The sequence below is a fragment of the Butyricicoccus sp. AM32-19 genome, from assembly GCF_003480365.1.
Taxonomy (GTDB): Bacteria; Bacillota; Clostridia; order Oscillospirales; family Butyricicoccaceae; genus Agathobaculum; species Agathobaculum butyriciproducens.
This window is the reverse complement of sequence record NZ_QUIX01000004.1, coordinates 143,203-161,937: the sequence shown is the minus strand read 5'-3', so window position 1 is coordinate 161,937 and position 18,735 is coordinate 143,203. Positions and strand designations below refer to the sequence as shown.

The 18,735-nt window shown below is 55.5% G+C and carries 19 protein-coding genes; 18 read left to right on the top strand and 1 reads right to left on the bottom strand.

Annotation, left to right across the window (positions count from 1 at the left end):
* Nucleotides 1–105: 105 nt before the first annotated feature.
* The 5 genes from DW806_RS05820 to DW806_RS05800 all read left to right on the top strand — a co-directional run bounded on the left by DW806_RS05820 (nucleotide 106) and on the right by DW806_RS05800 (nucleotide 3,744).
* Nucleotides 106–534, top strand: coding sequence for a DUF4368 domain-containing protein (locus tag DW806_RS05820; RefSeq protein ID WP_243022649.1), 429 nt, complete (start codon nucleotides 106–108; stop codon nucleotides 532–534).
* An 830-nt stretch (nucleotides 535–1,364) separates the two neighbouring features.
* A complete protein-coding gene (locus DW806_RS05815) occupies nucleotides 1,365–1,745 on the top strand; it encodes a GntR family transcriptional regulator (RefSeq protein WP_118360428.1) in 381 nt (126 codons plus the stop codon).
* Entirely contained in the window at nucleotides 1,742–2,590 is an 849-nt protein-coding gene (locus tag DW806_RS05810; RefSeq protein WP_118729417.1) for an ABC transporter ATP-binding protein, read from the top strand. The genes DW806_RS05815 and DW806_RS05810 overlap by 4 nt, the downstream gene beginning before the upstream one ends.
* Entirely contained in the window at nucleotides 2,587–3,243 is a 657-nt protein-coding gene (locus DW806_RS05805; protein ID WP_118729416.1) for an ABC-2 transporter permease, read from the top strand. Before DW806_RS05810 ends, DW806_RS05805 begins: the two co-directional genes overlap by 4 nt.
* Before the next feature lie 51 nt (nucleotides 3,244–3,294).
* Nucleotides 3,295–3,744, top strand: a complete 450-nt coding sequence (locus DW806_RS05800; RefSeq protein WP_118729415.1) for a TspO/MBR family protein — start codon at nucleotides 3,295–3,297, stop codon at nucleotides 3,742–3,744.
* Nucleotides 3,745–3,778: 34 nt separating this feature from the next.
* Here the strand turns inward: DW806_RS05800 and DW806_RS05795 are convergent, their stop codons facing one another.
* Entirely contained in the window at nucleotides 3,779–4,534 is a 756-nt protein-coding gene (locus DW806_RS05795; RefSeq protein ID WP_117491063.1) for a DeoR/GlpR family DNA-binding transcription regulator, read from the bottom strand.
* 591 nt (nucleotides 4,535–5,125) lie between these two features.
* Between DW806_RS05795 and DW806_RS05790 the strand changes: the two genes are divergently transcribed.
* The 13 genes from DW806_RS05790 (at nucleotide 5,126) to rseP (ending at nucleotide 18,724) form a co-directional block, all read left to right on the top strand.
* Complete coding sequence (locus DW806_RS05790; RefSeq protein ID WP_117491065.1) at nucleotides 5,126–5,977, top strand: transketolase; 852 nt, start codon at nucleotides 5,126–5,128, stop codon at nucleotides 5,975–5,977.
* Between the two features lie 15 nt (nucleotides 5,978–5,992).
* The gene (locus DW806_RS05785; RefSeq protein WP_118480412.1) at nucleotides 5,993–6,964 is read left to right on the top strand and encodes a transketolase family protein; all 972 of its coding nucleotides are present in this window, start codon (nucleotides 5,993–5,995) and stop codon (nucleotides 6,962–6,964) included.
* A 180-nt stretch (nucleotides 6,965–7,144) separates the two neighbouring features.
* Nucleotides 7,145–7,759, top strand: coding sequence for a hypothetical protein (locus tag DW806_RS05780; protein WP_118729414.1), 615 nt, complete (start codon nucleotides 7,145–7,147; stop codon nucleotides 7,757–7,759).
* A 23-nt stretch (nucleotides 7,760–7,782) separates the two neighbouring features.
* Entirely contained in the window at nucleotides 7,783–8,415 is a 633-nt protein-coding gene (locus tag DW806_RS05775; RefSeq protein ID WP_118729413.1) for a hypothetical protein, read from the top strand.
* A 93-nt stretch (nucleotides 8,416–8,508) separates the two neighbouring features.
* Nucleotides 8,509–9,891: an MATE family efflux transporter gene (locus DW806_RS05770; RefSeq protein ID WP_118729412.1), complete on the top strand. Its 1,383-nt coding sequence runs from the start codon at nucleotides 8,509–8,511 to the stop codon at nucleotides 9,889–9,891.
* A gap of 163 nt (nucleotides 9,892–10,054) precedes the next feature.
* Nucleotides 10,055–11,227 (top strand): NAD(P)-dependent malic enzyme, encoded by a 1,173-nt coding sequence (locus DW806_RS05765; protein WP_110436477.1) that lies wholly within the window; start codon nucleotides 10,055–10,057, stop codon nucleotides 11,225–11,227.
* 246 nt (nucleotides 11,228–11,473) lie between these two features.
* Nucleotides 11,474–12,406, top strand: a complete 933-nt coding sequence (gene iolE / locus DW806_RS05760; protein WP_110436478.1) for a myo-inosose-2 dehydratase — start codon at nucleotides 11,474–11,476, stop codon at nucleotides 12,404–12,406.
* Nucleotides 12,407–13,224: 818 nt separating this feature from the next.
* Complete coding sequence (pyrH, locus tag DW806_RS05755) at nucleotides 13,225–13,947, top strand: UMP kinase (protein WP_110436479.1); 723 nt, start codon at nucleotides 13,225–13,227, stop codon at nucleotides 13,945–13,947.
* Nucleotides 13,947–14,501 (top strand): ribosome recycling factor, encoded by a 555-nt coding sequence (gene frr / locus DW806_RS05750; RefSeq protein WP_117555167.1) that lies wholly within the window; start codon nucleotides 13,947–13,949, stop codon nucleotides 14,499–14,501. The genes pyrH and frr overlap by 1 nt, the downstream gene beginning before the upstream one ends.
* 372 nt (nucleotides 14,502–14,873) lie before the next feature.
* The gene (gene uppS / locus DW806_RS05745; RefSeq protein ID WP_243022653.1) at nucleotides 14,874–15,548 is read left to right on the top strand and encodes a polyprenyl diphosphate synthase; all 675 of its coding nucleotides are present in this window, start codon (nucleotides 14,874–14,876) and stop codon (nucleotides 15,546–15,548) included.
* Between the two features lie 23 nt (nucleotides 15,549–15,571).
* Nucleotides 15,572–16,393 (top strand): phosphatidate cytidylyltransferase, encoded by an 822-nt coding sequence (locus DW806_RS05740; RefSeq protein WP_118729411.1) that lies wholly within the window; start codon nucleotides 15,572–15,574, stop codon nucleotides 16,391–16,393.
* Nucleotides 16,394–16,529: 136 nt separating this feature from the next.
* Complete coding sequence (locus DW806_RS05735; RefSeq protein WP_418986412.1) at nucleotides 16,530–17,666, top strand: 1-deoxy-D-xylulose-5-phosphate reductoisomerase; 1,137 nt, start codon at nucleotides 16,530–16,532, stop codon at nucleotides 17,664–17,666.
* Nucleotides 17,667–17,683: 17 nt separating this feature from the next.
* Nucleotides 17,684–18,724 (top strand): RIP metalloprotease RseP, encoded by a 1,041-nt coding sequence (gene rseP, locus DW806_RS05730; protein WP_158578304.1) that lies wholly within the window; start codon nucleotides 17,684–17,686, stop codon nucleotides 18,722–18,724.
* Nucleotides 18,725–18,735: the final 11 nt, after the last annotated feature.

Here is an 18,735-nt window from a genome sequence, read left to right as displayed (position 1 = left end):
GCGGTCAATGCGTATATCCGCAGCGATGTGGAGGGCTTTCAAGAGGAGTGGCTGCATTACCGCCGCGCCGATCAGGAATGAGACATCCGGGAAGATCAGAAGCGCGTGGAGCAGGCAATAAAACGCCTTGCCAATCTTGATGTGGTCATGTCCCGGCTCTATGAGGATTACGCTCTCGGTGAGATCGGCAAGGAGAAGTATAAGAAAATGACGGCTGATTATGAAGCGGAGCAGGAACGGTTAAAGCTCGAAATTGAAACAACGGAAGAATGGGGCGAGCAGCGGCAGGCAATGGGCGATGATCTGGACGCTTTCATTGCGCTGACGAAAAAGTATGTGGATGTCACGGAGCTGACGCAGACGATTGTCAACGAGTATATCAAGAAGATCATCATTCACGCACCGGATAAGTCTGACGGCAAGCGCCGACAGAAGGTTGAGATTTTCTTCAACTTCGTGGACGATGTGGGGATCCCCGTGCTGGCAGAACCCATGATCGCAGAATCTACCCTTGGACGCAGAAAAACGGCGTGACCTTCACGGTCACACCGTTCTCTGCCCCAACCGCAAGACTTATAGTTCCTTACGACTGTTAAGCCTTGGTTTCGGGTTCTTTTTGTGTGTAATTGAGAATGGAGAATTGAGAATGGAAAATGAACGCAGTTTCTTTCTGGTTTGTGCAGGGTGTATCGTATGGGAGTACAGTGTGCGCCCATAGCACGACCGAACGCGCCCGGTTAACGGTGTTTTGGGTGCCTCTACGGTTAGGTGTTTGCAAATGAATTGACAAATGGCGGGGCGCTCCGGAGTGGTCTCTTGCATTTTGGGCGATTCACCCTCTGAGGGCACTCAACCCTACGGAGTATGTAGAACGGGTGCCGTTTTCACGAGGTTTACCAGTATATTCATCATTTATTTTCTGTTTTCAATTCTCCGTTTGCAACACGGGAAATAAAATTTCAGACAAAAACAAAACAGGCTCGGATAAACCGAGCCTGCTTTGCTGTGATCGGGAGGTGTGATCCGATCACAAAGAAGAAAAGAGTAAAAAAGAAAGGAAAAAGAGAGATAGTCAATTAGTAAAGCTGTGTTTTACAGTGTTTGTGCTGTTTTTAAGCACTTTCTTTGAACAATTACAGTATAGCGTGGTTTTCGTCAAAATGCAAGAAAAAATGTTCGGCAGTTTGTATGAAAATACTATAAAATTTTTCGGCGGGAATTGTGCTTTGCGTTGAGCGTGTGAAAAACCGCCGTCTCTCAAACCGCTTCGTTTGTGAAAAATCGCGTCTGGTGGAAATCTATCCCTTGACATATTGCTCATATTGTATATAATGAGTATATACAATAAAAGAGGGAGGGACGGCATGGACATCATAGTATCCAACATGGACAGCACGCCGATCTACGAGCAGATCACACGTCAGATCAAGGCGAAAATCCTCGGCGGAGAGCTGCAGCCGGGGGAGGCGCTGCCGTCTATGCGCCTGCTGGCGAAGGAACTGCGCATCAGCGTTATCACGACCAAGCGTGCGTATGAGGAGCTTGAGCGCGAGGGCTTGATCACCAGCCAGACCGGACGCGGCAGCTTTGTTGCACCGGTCAGCAGCGAACGTTTGCGGGAAGCGCAGCTTCGCACGGCAGAGCAGCACCTGACGGACGCTGTGCAAGCGGCGAGACTGGCCGGACTGTCTGCGGACGAGTTTGCAGAGTTGGCACGGACACTGTTTGAGGAGGAAGGATTATGAGAGAGAATGCACTGGAGCTGCACGGCGTCTGCAAGAAATACGGCGGATTTGCGCTCCACAATGTGGGATTTACCCTGCCGAGAGGCACGGTAATGGGTTTAATAGGAGAAAACGGTGCCGGAAAGACAACGACCATCAAGGCGGTGCTCGACCTCATCCGGCCGGACAGCGGCGAGATTACCGTGCTGGGGGAACGCGGCTCGAATCTGTCCGTCCGTGAGAAGATCGGCGTGGTGCTCGAGGACGGCGGTTTCCCGAGCACGATGAGCGCCGCACAGGTGAGCACGCTGCTCGGCAGAGCGTACAAAAACTGGAATGCAGAGCAGTTTGCGTCGTACATCGAAAAATTCGGCATTGACCGCGAAAAGGCCATCAAGGACTACTCCAAGGGCATGAAAACCAAGCTGAATCTCGCGGCAGCGCTGTCGCATGACGCGGAGCTGCTGCTGCTTGATGAGCCGACGAGCGGCCTTGATCCGGTCGTGCGGGATGAGGTACTCGATCTGCTGTACGACTTCATGCAGGACGAAAATCACGCGATTTTGTTGTCCAGTCACATCACGAGCGATTTGGACAAAATCGCGGACGAGATCACCTTCATCCACAAGGGCGAGGTGCTGCTGAGCGAGCCGCGCGACGAACTGCTCGACACCTGCGGTATACTGCGCTGCACCGCCGATCAGCTGAACGCCCTTGACCCGTCTGCCGTGCGGGCAAAGCGCGTGGGCGCGTTCGGCTGTGAGGCCTTGGTAAGACGCGACGGCGTACCGGAAAACTGGTCGGTCGAGCCGGTCAACATCGAACAGATCATGCTGTTCCTGACGAGAGGGGAGGACGCAAGATGAAAGCAATGCTGTATGCGGACTGGATGAATCTGCGCCGGTCGATGAAGGCAATGGTGATCGCAACAGTTGTAGTTGCGCTGGCTTCGATCATCTCCGGAAACGGGCTGTCTTTTGTACCGTTTATGCTGTGCATGCTGTCGCTTATGGTGCCCGCAACGCTCATGAGCAGCGATTATGCCTACGGATGGGATAAGCTGAGTCTGGCACTTCCGGTCTCTCGGCGCGATGTGGTGAGCAGCAAATTTGTGATCAGCCTGCTGGTCAATCTGACGGTTGTGGCACTGGGCATGATATGTATTGCGGGCATGAATGCCTTCGGCGGTGATGCAATGGCAGAGGATATGATGGGCATGCTGGCCTGTGAGGCGGTCGGACTGGCGCTAATGGGTATTGAATTTGTACTCGTTTTACGGTTTGGTCCGGATCGCGGTCGGTATTTACTCCTTGCCGTGGTGTGGGTGCCGATCATCCTGCTGACCGTCGTCAAAAAGCATCCGGCGTTCAATAAACTTGTGCAGGCTGTCGGCGGCATGGACAGCTGGTCGGTCGGACAGCTTGCGGCGTTCTTTGGCGGACTGGTGATCGTCGGGGCCATCGTGTACGCGGTATGCTGGCGCATCGGTGTGGGCATTTACCGGAAAAGAGAGCTGTAAATGCATAAAATCCCTCTCGCTCCATATAAATAGGAACGGGAGGGACGGAAAATGAAGATTTTCAGCTTCGCACTGCCTCTGGCGGTCGGCGGACTTGCGGCATGGCTGACGATGGGCAGCATGTCGCAGTATGCGGCGTTGGTGCAGCCGCCGCTTGCACCGCCGGCATGGATATTCCCCATTGCGTGGACGATTCTCTATGTGCTCATGGGCTGGGCGAGTCTGCGCGTGCGGCAGTCCGGCTCGCCGGAGCGAAGCAACGCGCTCGCGCTGTATTACACGCAGCTTGCAGTGAATTTTGTGTGGCCGCTGCTGTTTTTTCGCGTTGGACTGTACGGAACGGCGTTCTGGTGGCTGATTCTGCTGCTGGCGCTTGTGCTTGTCACCGTAAGGGCATTTTACCGTATTGACAAGCAGGCGGGATGGCTTCTTGTGCCGTACTTGGCCTGGCTGATATACGCGGCGTATCTCAATGCCGGTGTCTGGTTCCTGAATAAATAAAAGGGAGCAAATCGTGTGATTTGCTCCCTTTACGTTACTCATATCTCAGTTTTACGTTTTCTGCATTGCACAGATCAACGTACTCCTTCGGCGGTTCGCAGTCGGTGATGAACGCGGTCAGATCCTTGAGGTGGCAGAACGTGACAATTGCTTCCTTGCCGATCTTGGATGAATCGACCATGCCGTAGATGTTATCCGCGCGGTGAACAACGGCACGCTTGATCTCGGCTTCGAGGAAGGTGGTGTTGGTCATGCCTGCAGTCAGCGACACGCCGGTCGCGCCCATGAACGCCTTGTTGATACGCATGGTGGACAGCGCTTCGATCGCGGACAGGCCGACAAACGAATCCGTAGTCGGGCTGTAAATGCCGCCGAGCGAGATAATATTAAGGTTATCGTACTTGGAGGCCTCGCTCAGCGCGCCGAGCGAGTGGGTGATGATCGTAATCCGCTTTTTTGCCACGAGAAACCGCAGCAGACACAGGGTGGTCGTGCCGGAGTCGATAAAAATGGTATCGCCATCCGCGACCTCCTCGGCGGCCAGACGGCCGATGAGAGACTTGTCGATCTGGTTGAGGCCCGAACGGATGGGCGTCGGCACGGCACCGGAGGGAACCGTAGCGGTCACGCCGCCGTATACCTTGGTGATGTGGCCGCGCTGCTCAAGCTCATTCAGGTCGCGGCGGATGGTATTCTTGGACACGCCAAAAACCTCGCACAGCTCGTCAATGCTGACGGTCTCGCGCGAGATGACATATTGCTCTATCGAATTGAGACGGCTGACTTTCATATTCACAGCTCCCACATAATAATATCCGCCCAGTAGTATCCGAATGTATCCACAATGTTTTCTTTAGTTTATCAAATTTGTAACCAAATGTCCACTGCTCCGAAGAATGGGAATATGACATGGATTTGGCGAAAAAGGTCGGAAATACATGATAATTCGCGGTGAAGAACGGCAGAAAGTAAGCAAAATCCGTAAAACCGCCTTTCAAAAATAATTTCTGGCAGTGAGCGGGGAGAGGAGCGGTAACCCGTCTGCGGGGAGAGGGATACGCAGACAAACAGCGAAAATAGGGCGGGATACCCCTTTTGAAAATATATTTTTACCGTTTTGCAAGAGGTTTACCAACAAAATAAATACATATAACCAGCAGATAACCAACAAATTACCTAATTTTACTCGAAATAAATTAGATATTTTCCATAAGGCGTTTGAATGAAATTGGAATTTTGCGAACAAATGCAGGAATTTCGGTTGAAATTTGGGCGGTTTGGTGATACACTTGTATTCGTAAAACAGTGGCATTGTGCCGCTGTACGCTGGAACCTGTTCCGCGGAGAGAAAATTATATTTTGAATTAGGCAGGTGTATGCAATGCAGAAAGCAGAAAAGATGCAGGAGCTTCGTGTATTTGCTCAGGAAATCCGTGTGGAGACCCTGAAGACCGTCGGTTCGCTTGGCTTCGGCCACGTTCCGGGTGCAATGTCCGTTATTGATGCGCTGGCAGTTCTGTACGGCGAAGTAATGAAGGTTGATCCGAAGAACCCGCATTGGGAAGATCGTGACTGGTGCGTGCTGTCCAAGGGCCACGCTGGTCCGGCTATGTACGCTACCCTCGGTCTGAAGGGTTTCTACCCGATCGAGGACGCTTATACCCTCAATCAGCCGCACACCAATTTCCCGTCCCATACCGACCGCACCAAGACCCCCGGTGTTGACCTGACGACCGGTTCTCTCGGTCAGGGCATGTCCACCGCTACCGGTGCTGCTCTGGGCAACAAGCTCGACGGCCGCGACAGCCATGTATTCGTATTCGTTGGCGACGGCGAGTGCGATGAGGGCCAGGTTTGGGAGGCTGCTCAGTTCGCAGCTCACTACAAGCTGGACAACCTCGTTTGCTTCGTAGACGACAACAAGTACCAGCTCGACGGTGCGGTTGACAAGGTTATGAGCCACGGCAAGGGCATCGGTGCTAAGTTCGCAGCATTTGGCTGGAACGTGATCGAGCTGCAGGACGGCAATGACGTAGAGCAGATCTACGACGCTGTTCAGCTCGCTTACGACACCAAGGGCGTACCGACTTGCATCGTCCTGAACACCGTTAAGGGCCTGGGCGCCACCTTTGCTGAAGGCACTGGCGCGCACTCCTCTCAGCCGACTAAGGAGCAGTGGGATGAAGCCATTGCTGCTGCTGAGAAGAAGCTCGCTGAGATCAAGGCACAGTAAGGGAGGGTATTGAACATGAGCTTTACTTTGATTGGCAAGCACGAGAAGGATTCTCGTAACAACCGTGACGGTTTTGTTACCGCTATGCTGGACCTGATGGAGAAGGACAGCAAGGTTATGCACGTTGACTGCGACCTCGAGAACTGCATCAATACCGGCAAGCTGGCTAAGGCTTTCCCGGAGCAGACCGTAAACGCAGGTATCGCAGAGGCTAACGCTATGGGCGTTGCTGCAGGTCTGGTTGCTACCGGCCGCACCGTATTCATGCACTCCTTCGGCTGCTTCGCTTCCCGCCGTGCATTTGACCAGGCATTCATGTCCGCAGCTTACGCTAAGCTGCCGGTACACGTTATCGGTTCCGACCCCGGCGTATGCGCTGCATACAACGGCGGTACCCACATGCCGTTCGAGGACTGCGCTCTGTACATGTCCGTACCGGAAGCAGTTGTCATCGACCCGGTTGACTACGCTCAGATCAACTGCCTGACCAAGAAGCTGGCAGCATCCGGCAAGTTCTCCTACATGCGCATGATCCGCAAGGGCTTCACCACCGTTTACGGCGATGGCTCTGACTTCGAGATCGGCAAGGGCGTTACCCTGAAGGAAGGCAAGGACGTAGCTATCATCGCTTCCGGCATCATGGTAGACGAGGCACTGAAGGCTCAGGAGCAGCTGGCTGCTGAGGGTATCTCTGCCAAGGTTATCGATATGTTCACCTGGAAGCCGCTCGACGAGCAGCTCATCCTCGATTCCGCTGCTGAGTGCGGCGCTATCGTAACCGCTGAGAACCATCAGGTAAAGGTTGGTCTGGGTTCTGCTGTTGCTAACGTTGTTATCAAGAACAACCCGGTTCCGATGGAGATGGTAGGCGTTGAGGATCGCTTCGGCCAGGTAGGCGCTGAGTCCTTCCTGCGCGAGGAGTACGGTCTGACCGCTGCTCACATCGTAGAGGCTGCTAAGAAGGCTATCGCTCGCAAGAACGGCTAAGTTTTCCCGCAGATACGCGAAGTAAAATTGCATCGAAAAGCGTTCCGACGTATGTCGGAACGCTTTTTTGTCGTTACATTGCACAGAAGCAAACGCAGATTTTGCATGGTCTGGAAATAGACAATATCACCCAAATCTGCTACACTGTAAGCACAACAGTAAAAGGAGGAGGTGTACCGCATGAAAAAACGGTACGCGGCAGGACTGGCACTGGCTCTTGTGGGGATTTTGAGCGTGTGCGGACAGCCGGCGGCAGACAACACAATCAGCCTTACACCGGTGGAGGAAACGACCGCAGACCAGAGTGGCAGACTGATTGAGTATAATTTTTCCGGCCACAGGAGCGAAGCCGAGGGCGTATTGTTTGGCTGTTATATATGGGATGGCAGCACATGGCAGAAAGATGAGGATGCCACGTTTGGGTTGCGTTGTTCGGCGACACTGGGCAGCGGCAAGGGCACGATCAAATTCGAGCGTGACGGCGATGCGGCGAATGCGAACTATAAGATTGGAATGGATTCGCCACAGCTTGGCGGATATGCACAGGTTATGGATTCGCCCGAGAGAAACAGTCTGCCGATGGAGGGATTGACGGCAACTGTTGCTGCATGGGAGGAACCTGTCAATGGCTTGGCAGTCGACACGGAAATTCCGTTGCTCGTGCGTGTGTTCCGCACGGACGGTACGATCATTCCGGTATCTATTGATGCGTTTTCGGAACCGGAAAACAGCAAAGCCGTACAGAAAAGCGTGTATGCGGAAGCGTACACTGTAATTTTCTGTTATGAAATGTAAATGCTGAAACGGAGGTGTACCACATGAAAAAACGATACGCAGCAGGACTGGCGCTAGCTCTTGTGGGGATTTTGAGCGGGTGCGGACAGGCGAAGACACAGCCGGCGGATAATACGATTTCCATCACGCCGGTGGAGCAGAAAACCGATGGACCGCAGATGGATATGGCGGTGAAGTACGATTTTGCCGGCAATCATGCGGATGTAAACGGAATGGAGTTCCGGCGTTACATCTGGGACGGCAGCGCATGGGAGAACGAGGGCGGGACGTTTACCGTTAATTTGGATAAAGTCGAAGAAAACGAGGGAACGATTCGATTTCAGCCGGAGAGTGATGTACTCAATGCGGAATATATCGTTATCATTGATGCGCAGACACCGGAATCGGGAAATTCTATACAGTTTGCGGAATCTCCTGCGCTGAGCGGTCTGCCGACGGAGTGGCTGACCTCGGCGGTGGCCATGCAGGAGGAAAAGATTGACGATCTGGCGGTCGATGTGGAGATTCCACTGCTTGTACGCACATTCCGTACAGACGGAACACAGATTCTGGTGGCGATTGACGCGTTCGCTGACCCGGAAAACAGTTCGGCGGTCAAATACAGCAGCTATGCGGAGGCATATACCGTAAAATTTGTAAAGAACGATAATCTGTAAACGCGAATGCCCTGACCTCCCGTCAGGGCATTTTCCTCTTTACGCCAACCGCGAATCTCACTATAATAGAGGGAGCGGAAAGGGGAGAGAACCATGACCCAAACAGACAGCCCACTGGGCACAGCACCGGTCGGCAAGCTGGTTCTGCAGCTTGCAATACCGGCCATGCTGGCACAGTTTGTCAATATTCTATACAGCGTGGTCGATCGCATGTACGTCGGTCACATTGCAGGCGCAGGCGATGCGGCACTGGCCGGTGTCGGCGTGTGCGCGCCTGTGGTGACTATGATAACCGCCATCGGTGCGCTCATCGGCTTCGGCGGCGGACCGCTGATGAGCATCCGCATGGGGCGGCGCGACATGGACGGTGCCCGTCAGATTATCACGAACAGCTTCTACCTTTTGCTGGCGCTGAGCGTGCTGGCAACTGTGCCGCTGCTCATTTTCAAGCGGCAGATTCTGTTCGCTTTCGGGTGCAGCGAGGTCCTGTGGGATTACGCGCAGGCGTACTTCACGACCTATGTTTCCGGTACGGTGTTCGCATTACTGAGCTACGGACTCAATCAAATTACAATGAGTCAGGGATTTTCGGGTACCGCAATGCGGTCGGTTATGCTCGGAGCGGCCGTAAATATCGCACTTGACCCGGTGTTCATTTTTGCGCTGCACATGGGCGTGCGCGGAGCCGCTCTTGCGACCGTGCTGTCGCAGGCGTGCTCGACGGTGTACATTCTGCGGTTCCTGTTCAGCGGCAGAGCCGCTGTCCGCATTACCCGTCAGTCGGTCAATTTTGGCTGGATGCGCCGTATCGTGCAGGTCGGTCTGTCGCCTGCGCTCATCATCGCGCTTGATAACGTGCTGCTCATCTCCATCAACGTCATGCTGCGCAAATACGGCGGCGCAGACAGCGATATGCTCATCGCGTGTGCCGCCATCATGCAGAGCTTCATGCTCGTCATCACCATGCCACTCGGCGGAATTACGGCGGGCACACAGTCCATTCTCGGCTATAACTACGGCGCGTGCGACGAAAAACGCGTCATGAAGGCGTTTCGGTGCATTGTGCTGCTGTGCCTCGTGTTCTGCGGTATCATGTTCCTGCTCGCGCAGACGGTCTCGGGCGCTTTTGTCAAAATTTTCACCAAAGACCCGGCGTATATTGATATGGCGGCGTATATGATCCGCACCTACTCGCTCGGCGTGCTTGGACTGACCATCCAGTACCCGTTCGTGGACGGCATGACCGGCATGGGCCTTGTCAAATGGGGGCTGACGTTTTCCATGATCCGCAAGGGCATTTTCCTTGTCAGCGTGTTCGTCCTGCCGCCGATCTTCGGGGCAACGGCCGTTATGTTTTCCGAGCCGCTGTCGGACGTTGTTGGTGCCGTGTGCTCGGGGTGCGCTGCAATCTTTATTTTACCGAAGCTGGTCAGAAAACAGTGCTGCAAGCAGAGTGAAGAGTGTGTGTTGCCTTAACCATCTTCACGTTCATTCTCCATCCTCCATTTTTCATGCTCGATTACTCTCCGCTCTTTGTACAAACTACCCCTTTACGAACGCATTTCTACTCTGTATAATAAGGTAAGATAGAAAACTCTTTCCGTCGAACGGAACAAGAACGATAACGGAGGAACAGAACATGGACGTTAAGGAACGCGCACTGCAGGCACACGAAAAATGGGGCGGCAAGATTGAGGTCGTAGCTCGCTGTGAGGTAAACAGCAAGGACGATCTGTCGATCGCGTACACGCCGGGTGTTGCCGAGCCGTGCCTTAAGATCAAGGACGATCCGTCTCTCAGCTACAAGTACACGCGCCGCCACAATCTGGTTGCGGTCATCACGGACGGCACTGCGGTGCTCGGTCTGGGCGATATCGGTCCGATTGCCGGCATGCCGGTTATGGAGGGCAAGTGCGCGTTGTTCAAGGCGTTCGCTGACGTGGATGCGTTCCCGCTCTGTGTGGCTTCCAAGGATGTGGACGAGATCGTCCGCACCATTCAGTTGATCTCCGGCTCGTTCGGCGGCATCAACCTCGAGGACATCGCGGCTCCGCGCTGCTTTGAGATCGAGCGCCGTCTGAAAGAGGTCTGCGACATTCCGGTATTCCACGATGACCAGCACGGCACGGCTGTCTGCTGCGGTGCGGCTCTGCTCAACGCCTGCCGCCTGACCGGCCGCAAGGTGGATGAGATCAAGATGGTTGTCAACGGCTGCGGCGCGGCTGCTATCGCCGTTACCAAGTTCCTGATGTTCCTCGGTGTCAAGCACATCACGATGGTTGAGCGCTTCGGCATCGTCTGCGAGGGCGATGAGCGCCTGAATCCGGCACAGCAGGAGATGGCCAAGGTCACCAACCGCGAGCACATGACCGGCACGCTGGCCGATGCTGTCAAGGGTGCGGATGTATTCTTCGGCATGTCCGCTCCGCAGGTGCTTACTGCAGAGATGGTCTCCACCATGGCCAAGGACCCGATGGTATTCGCTATGGCAAATCCGGTGCCCGAAATCTGGCCGGAGGACGCAAAGAAGGGCGGCGCTGCCGTTGTCGGCACCGGCCGTTCGGACTACCCGAACCAGATCAACAACGTGCTTGCGTTCCCGGGCATTTTCCGCGGCGCACTCGATGTTCGCGCAAGCGACATCAATGAGGAGATGAAGCTGGCAGCGGCTAAGGCGATCGCGGCCTGCGTTTCCGATGAGGAGCTGAACGCGGAGTATATCATGCCGATGGCGTTCGACAAAAAGGTCATCCGTTCGGTAGCCGATGCCGTTGCACAGGCTGCCCGCGATTCCGGTGTGGCCCGTATCTGAGCGCAGCAGACGAAAAGTTACAGATAAGACAAAATCAACCGCGCGGGAACAATCTCGCGCGGTTTTTGCGCAAAAGTGCGTGCACGCACACGCACAAGTTCGCGGAATGACAAAAACAGCGGATTGCACAACTCGGCTTTGTGAAAAAATGCGTTTGACATTTACAGTGCATAAGGGTACAATAAGAATAACAAAAATGCGTTTGTTCTGCGCAGACGCAGAGAGAAGATTATGGAGGGAATAACTATGTTAGATCCGAAGAAAGTAAGACTGGGTATCTGCCCGATCGGCTGGTCCAATGATGATATGTGGGATCTCGGCGACGAGAACACCTTCCAGCAGTGCATCTCTGAGATGAAGCTCGCTGGTTTTGACGGCTGCGAAGTAGGTCACAAGTATCCGGAGGACAAGACTGTCCTCAAGCACATGCTGGACGCACGCAACCTGACCATCGCTTCCAAGTGGTTCTCCTCTTTCCTGGTTGACAAGCCGTACGAAGAGGTAGAGGCTGAGTTCATCAAGGAGCTGGATTACCTGTCCTACGTTGGCGCTACCGCAATCAACGTATCCGAGCAGTCCGGTTCTATCCAGGGCCAGCTGGACACCCCGGTTCTGGACGACAAGAAGCGCGTTCTGACCGACGAGGAGTGGGATCGCTTCACCACCGGCCTGAACAAGCTGGGCAAGCTGTCCATGGAGAAGTACGGCATCCGCACCTGCTTCCATCATCACATGGGCACCGTATGCCAGACCGTTGAGGAGACTACCCGCCTGATGGAGAACACCGATCCGAAGTATGTATTCCTGTGCTTCGATACCGGCCACTTCACTTTCGCTGGCGAGGATCCGGTAAAGATGCTCGAGAAGTTCGCTGACCGTGTTGGCCATGTTCATCTGAAGAACATGCGCATGCCGCTGGTTGAGAAGGCTCGCGCTGAGCACTGGTCCTTCCTGGATGCAGTTCGCGCAGGCGCTTTCACCGTACCGGGCGATCCGGACGGTTGCGTAGAGTTCGACGCTGTATTCGATCTGCTTGACAAGGCTGGCTACACCGGCTGGATCATGGTAGAGGCAGAGCAGGATCCGGCTAAGGCTAATCCGTTCGAGTACGCTAAGATGGGCCGTGAGTACATCACTGCACACACCGGTCTGGGCGGCGAGGTTGTTCTGAAGAAGTAATTCTTCGCATATCGCGCAATAAAACACGAAACCGAGGGCATTTGCCCTCGGTTTTTTGCGTTCCCCAAAGGATATATGTCGTTAAGAACCGTTTGCACCGACCGGAAGCCTCCCCTGAAAGGAGAGGGGAACCGCCGAACGGCGGTGGAGGGGGTTGCCGTACCCACGGCAGAGGATTTCGCACGCTGCGGCGTGCGGGAATGTTGCCGCTGCGCGCGGCGGGCGCACAAGAGGGTAGACAACCTGCGGTTTTCCACCCTCTTGTGAATCACCCCTTTTCCCGCAAGGGCTTGGGTGCAGATGGTAGACTGCGTAAGCATGAAAAAGGGGAACGGCAGTCGGGTTACCGTTCCGTAGGGCAGACCAATGTGTCTGCCCATTTCTTTACCTATACGCAATGTCAGATACCTTTCTGCTACACATACGGTTTAGTCTACGCAGGCGCGGCATACCCGTGCCGCGCAACATTTTTACCTGTGCAGATTATCCAAATCCTGCGATTGCAGCCGGTTTGTGTCGGAAAACGAGTTGCGCGGCACTGTTATGCCACGCGTAGCGGCAATCCCCGCCGCAGTCTACGGCAAAACGCTTCGCCCGGAAGCGGTGAACCGCCTGCACGGTTCGGATGCCCTGAAAAACCGGTGCCGAAACCCCTCAGTCGCAGCAAGCTGCGCCAGCTCCCCTTTCAGGGGAGCCTGCAACCGTCCGGAGGGCGCAAACCGCTTCGCCTTTTATTCATTTGCCGCTATATAAATCGTTGCAAATTCTCCGAAAATAGGGTAGAATAGTAAACAGGAATAGAATAAGGAGTGTGGAGCATGGAAGCACAGAAATATAAGCGCGTACTGATCAAGATCAGCGGCGAAGCCCTTGCGGGCGATAAGCATTTCGGCCTGAACTTTGATGTCATCGGTCCGGTATGCGATGTGATCAAAAAATGCAACGAAGAGGGCTGCGAGATCGGCATTGTTGTCGGCGGCGGCAACTTCTGGCGCGGCGTAAAGGACGGCGGCGGCAAGATGGAGCGCACCCGCGCGGACCACATGGGCATGCTGGCAACCACCATCAACGCACTGGCTCTGCAGGATGCTTTGGAGCAGCGCGGCGTGGACGTTCGCGTGCAGACCGCTATCGAGATGAACAAGATCGCTGAGCCGTACATCCGTTCCCGCGCGACCCGTCACCTTGAAAAGGGCCGTGTCGTTATCTTCGGTTGCGGCACTGGCTGTCCGTTCTTCTCGACCGACACCGCAGCGGTTCTGCGTGCGGCAGAGATCGGTGCGGACGTTATCCTGCTGGCAAAGAACGTAGACGGCGTGTACGATTCCGACCCGGCTGTCAACCCGGATGCCAAGAAGTACGACCACCTGAGTTACATGGATGTGCTCAATCAGGGTCTCGGCGTTATGGACTCCACCGCGACCTCGCTGTCCATGGATAACCATATCCCGATTCTGGTATTCGCGCTTTCCGACCCCGAAAATATTCACCGCGCTGTTAACGGCGAAAAGATCGGCACGATCGTTGAGGAGGTAAAATAATGAAGGAACAGATCAAGTCCCACGAGGCAAAAATGCAGAAAACGCTGGACGTGCTCTCCAAGGAGCTGGCAGCAGTCCGCGCAGGCCGCGCAAACCCGGCGGTTCTCGATAAGATCACCGTTGAGTATTACGGTGCACCGACCCCGCTGAATCAGGTTGCGGCAATCTCTACTCCCGACCCGCGCACGCTGGCCGTCCAGCCGTGGGACGGCTCGGTGCTCAAGGCCATCGAGAAGGCGATCCAGGTCTCCGACCTCGGCATCAACCCGCAGAACGACGGCAAGCAGATCCGTCTGAACTTCCCGCCGCTGACCGAGGAGCGCCGCAAGGAGCTTATCAAGGGCGTTTCCAAGACCGGTGAGGAGGCAAAGGTTGCGCTCCGCAACATCCGCCGCGATGCACTGGATAAGTTCAAGGCAGCGCAGAAGAAGAGCGAGATCACCGAGGACGAGCTGCACGACGGCGAGGACAAGATGCAGAAGCTGACTGACAAGTATGTCAAGGAAGTTGATGCAATGGTCGCTAAGAAGTCCAAGGAACTCGCAGAGGTTTAATCCAGGGGGAAGTCCGCTGCCTGCAGCGGCATAAAATCGGATTTTCGCAGAAAATCCGTAAAAAGCGGGAGCATGTATCTCGCTTTTTACACAAGGGAGCATAGCTGTGTGCCGCAAAGCGGCGCGCAGATGTGCTCGCAGGACGTATCCGAGCGTTTGCTCGGTACGTTCCGATCGACCGAAAACGTGTTTTCGGTCGAGGAGCGAAGTGACATTGGGGGCGGCGGATTCGTCGCCCTTTTGCATGAAATTGGCAGGAAAACCTGCTGCAAGAGGGACAAACAGGGAGGAAACAGGTTGGGTCTGTTCACACGAAAAAAGAAGGATAACGCGCCCGAAAACCGTCCGGTGCCGCGTCATATTGCGGTCATCATGGACGGCAACGGCCGCTGGGCCAAGAAACGCGGTCTGCCGCGCAAGGCCGGTCACAAGGTCGGCGCGGAGACGTTCCGCACCATTGCCGCCTACTGCAAGGACATTGGCGTGCAGTATTTCACGGTCTATGCATTCTCTACCGAAAACTGGAAGCGTCCGCAGGATGAAGTCGATGCGCTGATGAATCTCTTCCGCTCCTATCTGAAGGAAGCGGCGGAAACCATGTTCGAGCGCGGCGTAGCCGTGCGCGTGCTGGGCGACCTGACTGTTCTGCCGGAGGATATCCGCGCGCAGATCGCGGAGGTGGACGAGATTGCCGATCGGCTTGGTCCGGACGCGGCAACAGCCTCGCTGTGTATCAATTACGGCGGCCGTGACGAGATCAAAAACGCCGTCCGTGCCATCGCGGAGCAGGTGAAGAACGGCGAGCTGGCACCTGAGGATATCACCGAGGATACCATCACCGCCAACCTGTATACCGCGCACATGCCCGATCCCGATCTCATCATCCGTCCTTCAGGCGAGATCCGCACGTCCAACTTCCTGCTGTGGCAGTCCGCCTACTCGGAGTATTACTTCACCGATGTGCTGTGGCCGGACTTCAAAACCACCGATCTGGATGCGGCAATCGACAATTTTAACAACAGAAACCGTCGTTTTGGCGGCGTTTAATATCCAATTAGGGTGATAAAACTATGAAAGCAAGAGTATTGTTTGGCGTATTCGGCTTTATTTTTGTGCTGCTGGCGCTGTATGTGTTCCCGCCGATCGTGCTGGAGCTTGTCGTGGCGGCGCTGTGCGTGTTCGCCACCTATGAGGTGCTCGGCTCGACAAAACTGGTGCGCAACCACTTGGAACTGCTGCTCGCAATGGCCGTTTCGCTGGGACTGGCTGTCGGTCATTTCAGCATCCTGCCGCTGCGGCTCGAGAGCGTGATGCAGGGACTGGTGCTGGTGCTGCTGTTCGGCTCGTTCGCCATCGAACTGAAATATCACGACGTTATGAAGGCTTCGCAGGTATCGTGGGCGTTTTTCGGCGGACTTGTCGTGCCGTACCTGCTGCTCAGCCTGCTGCGCATTTTCCAGATGCACTACCACCACGGCGCGTTCATCGTGCTGCTGCCGCTGCTTGCTGCCTGGGGTGCGGACACCTGCGCTTTGTTCTCGGGCATGCTGTTCGGCAAGCATAAGCTGGCGCCGGTCGTCAGCCCGAAAAAGACGGTAGAGGGCGCCGTCGGCGGTGTGGTCGGCGGTGCTGTCCTCGTGCTCATCGCGGCTGTGATTATGAACCGGACGCTTGACCTTGAAATGCCGCTCTGGTCGGCGGTCGTGCTCGGTGCAGTCGGCGCGGTGCTCGGCGAGATCGGCGACCTGTCGTTCTCGGTCATCAAGCGACAGACCGGCATTAAGGATTACGGACATATTTTTCCGGGACATGGCGGTGTGCTGGACCGCTTCGACAGTGTGCTGTTCGTAGCGCCGTTCGCGGAATTGCTCTTTAGAGTCATTTGTAATTGAAAATTGAGAATGGAGAATGGGGAATTGTGGTATCGTGCTTTGCGCGATGATTAAATTCCGCCCTTTGGGCGGCACCATAATTTTCAATTTTCCATTTTCAATTATCCATTATCCCAAATCGTTTAACAGGAGAAAAATAATGAAGAAGATTGCGATTTTAGGTTCAACGGGTTCGATCGGCACGCAAACGGTCGATATTCTGCCTTCGATCGACGCCGAAGTCGTCGCATTGACGACCAACCGGCGCATAAACTTATTGGAGGAGCAGGCGCGTGCCCTGCATCCGAAAATGGTCTGCGCGATGGACGAAAACGCAGCCAAGGAGCTGAAAATCAAGCTGGCGGACACGGATATTGAGGTTCTGACCGGTATGGACGGTCTGATCGCCTGTGCCGCCGAGAGCGGCGCGGACATCGTGGTGACGGCGGTTGTCGGCATGGTCGGCCTGCTGCCGACGATGGCGGCCATCAAGGCGGGCAAGGATATCGCGCTGGCGAACAAGGAGACGCTCGTGTGTGCGGGCGGTCTGGTGATGAGCGCCGCAAAGCAGTACGGCGTGCGCATCCTGCCGGTGGATTCCGAGCATTCGGCTATCTTCCAGTGCGTGCAGGCGGCAAACGGCAACCCGATTGATAAAATCCTGCTGACCGCGTCCGGCGGTCCGTTCTTCGGCAAAAAAATCGAGGAAATGCGCGGCATGACGCGCGAGCAGGCGCTTGCACACCCGAACTGGAGCATGGGTGCAAAGATCACGATCGACTCTGCGACCATGATGAACAAGGGTCTGGAGCTGATCGAAGCCATGTGGTTGTATGATCTGCCGCCGGAGGACATTGAAATTGTTGTCCACCGCGAGAGCATCGTGCACTCGGCGGTGGAGTTTGCGGACGGAGCGGTAATCGCGCAGCTTGGTCTGCCGGATATGCGTCTGCCGATCCAGTTGGCGCTGACATGGCCGCAGCGTGTGCCGTGCAAGGTGCCGCGCATGTCGCTCGCGGAGGTCGCAAAGCTGACGTTCTACGCACCCGACTATGAGGCGTTTCCGGCGCTGAACCTCGCCAAGCACGCCGCCTCCCTCAAGGGCGACCGCGGCGCTGTGCTCAACGGTGCAAATGAGGCCGCAGTCGGTCTGTTTTTGAATGGTAAGATCGGTTTTACCGACATCGCAGAGCGCGTTGCATACGCACTCGATACCATTCCGTACAAGAAGGACATCACGCTGGACGACGTTCTGGCGGCGGACAAAGCCGCGCGCGAGATCGTGCTCGGCTGACCGAAAGGAGCTACGCTTTGCTGCAAATCATTCTGGCAATCCTCGCCTTCGGTGTGCTGGTCATCGTGCATGAGTTCGGACATTTCATCACCGCCAAGCGCGGCGGTGTGCAGGTCAACGAATTCTGGATCGGCATGGGTCCGACCCTCCTCAAGCACGAGTACCACGGCACGCTGTACTGTCTCAAGCTGCTGCCGTTCGGCGGCGCGTGCGTTATGGAGGGCGAGGACGGTGAAAGTGAAAACGAGCACGCCTTCGGCAAGGCGAAGCTGCCGCGCCGCATGCTCATCGTGTGCGCGGGTGCGCTGATGAATTTCCTCGTGGGATTCCTCATCGTGCTGGCGGTCATGCGTCCGAACGGACCGAACGGCGGCTATATCGTCTCCACCATCAGCGAGGTCAATCCGGCGAGCACCGCCGCCGCAGACGGCGGTCTGGAGGCAGGCGACGAGATTCTGAAAATCGACGGCTACCACATCCTCGTGCGGACGGATTTCGATACCGCGCTTGCGCGAACCGGTTCGACCACGCATGAAATTACCGTGCGCCGCAACGGCGAAAAGGTGACGCTGCCATCCGTCAAGCTGGAGGCGACAGTCACCGATGCGAACGGCAACAAGCGCATCGGCATCACCTTTGCGGAGCTGCCCGACAGCCTTGGCATGCACCTCAGCATGAGCGTGCGCACCGCCGTCAACTACGCGCGGCTCGTCTGGTCGAGCGTGGGCATGCTCGTCAGCGGACAGGTCGGCGTGGATCAGCTTTCCGGTCCGGTCGGCGTGGCCGAGGTCATGGCGGATACCGCCAAGTACAGCATGATTTCGTTCTTCCAGCTTGTGGCATTTATCTCGATCAACCTCGGCGTGATGAACTTACTGCCGCTGCCTGCACTGGACGGCGGTCGGCTCGTGTTCCTCATCATCGAGGGCATCCGCCGCAAGCCCGTGCCGCCCAAGTACGAGGGCTATGTGCACGCGGCAGGACTCATGCTGCTGCTTATGCTGATGGTGTATGTGACCGGGCAGGACGTACTGCGCATTTTTATGCGCAGTAATTGAGAATTGAGAAT

Coding starts and splice junctions, on each gene's coding strand:
- DW806_RS05815 (WP_118360428.1), top strand. CDS start 1,365: ATGGACATCATAGTATCCAACATGGACAGCACGCCGATCTACGAGCAG.
- DW806_RS05810 (WP_118729417.1), top strand. CDS start 1,742: ATGAGAGAGAATGCACTGGAGCTGCACGGCGTCTGCAAGAAATACGGC.
- DW806_RS05805 (WP_118729416.1), top strand. CDS start 2,587: ATGAAAGCAATGCTGTATGCGGACTGGATGAATCTGCGCCGGTCGATG.
- DW806_RS05800 (WP_118729415.1), top strand. CDS start 3,295: ATGAAGATTTTCAGCTTCGCACTGCCTCTGGCGGTCGGCGGACTTGCG.
- DW806_RS05795 (WP_117491063.1), bottom strand. CDS start 4,534: ATGAAAGTCAGCCGTCTCAATTCGATAGAGCAATATGTCATCTCGCGC.
- DW806_RS05790 (WP_117491065.1), top strand. CDS start 5,126: ATGCAGAAAGCAGAAAAGATGCAGGAGCTTCGTGTATTTGCTCAGGAA.
- DW806_RS05785 (WP_118480412.1), top strand. CDS start 5,993: ATGAGCTTTACTTTGATTGGCAAGCACGAGAAGGATTCTCGTAACAAC.
- DW806_RS05780 (WP_118729414.1), top strand. CDS start 7,145: ATGAAAAAACGGTACGCGGCAGGACTGGCACTGGCTCTTGTGGGGATT.
- DW806_RS05775 (WP_118729413.1), top strand. CDS start 7,783: ATGAAAAAACGATACGCAGCAGGACTGGCGCTAGCTCTTGTGGGGATT.
- DW806_RS05770 (WP_118729412.1), top strand. CDS start 8,509: ATGACCCAAACAGACAGCCCACTGGGCACAGCACCGGTCGGCAAGCTG.
- DW806_RS05765 (WP_110436477.1), top strand. CDS start 10,055: ATGGACGTTAAGGAACGCGCACTGCAGGCACACGAAAAATGGGGCGGC.
- iolE (WP_110436478.1), top strand. CDS start 11,474: ATGTTAGATCCGAAGAAAGTAAGACTGGGTATCTGCCCGATCGGCTGG.
- pyrH (WP_110436479.1), top strand. CDS start 13,225: ATGGAAGCACAGAAATATAAGCGCGTACTGATCAAGATCAGCGGCGAA.
- frr (WP_117555167.1), top strand. CDS start 13,947: ATGAAGGAACAGATCAAGTCCCACGAGGCAAAAATGCAGAAAACGCTG.
- uppS (WP_243022653.1), top strand. CDS start 14,874: ATGGACGGCAACGGCCGCTGGGCCAAGAAACGCGGTCTGCCGCGCAAG.
- DW806_RS05740 (WP_118729411.1), top strand. CDS start 15,572: ATGAAAGCAAGAGTATTGTTTGGCGTATTCGGCTTTATTTTTGTGCTG.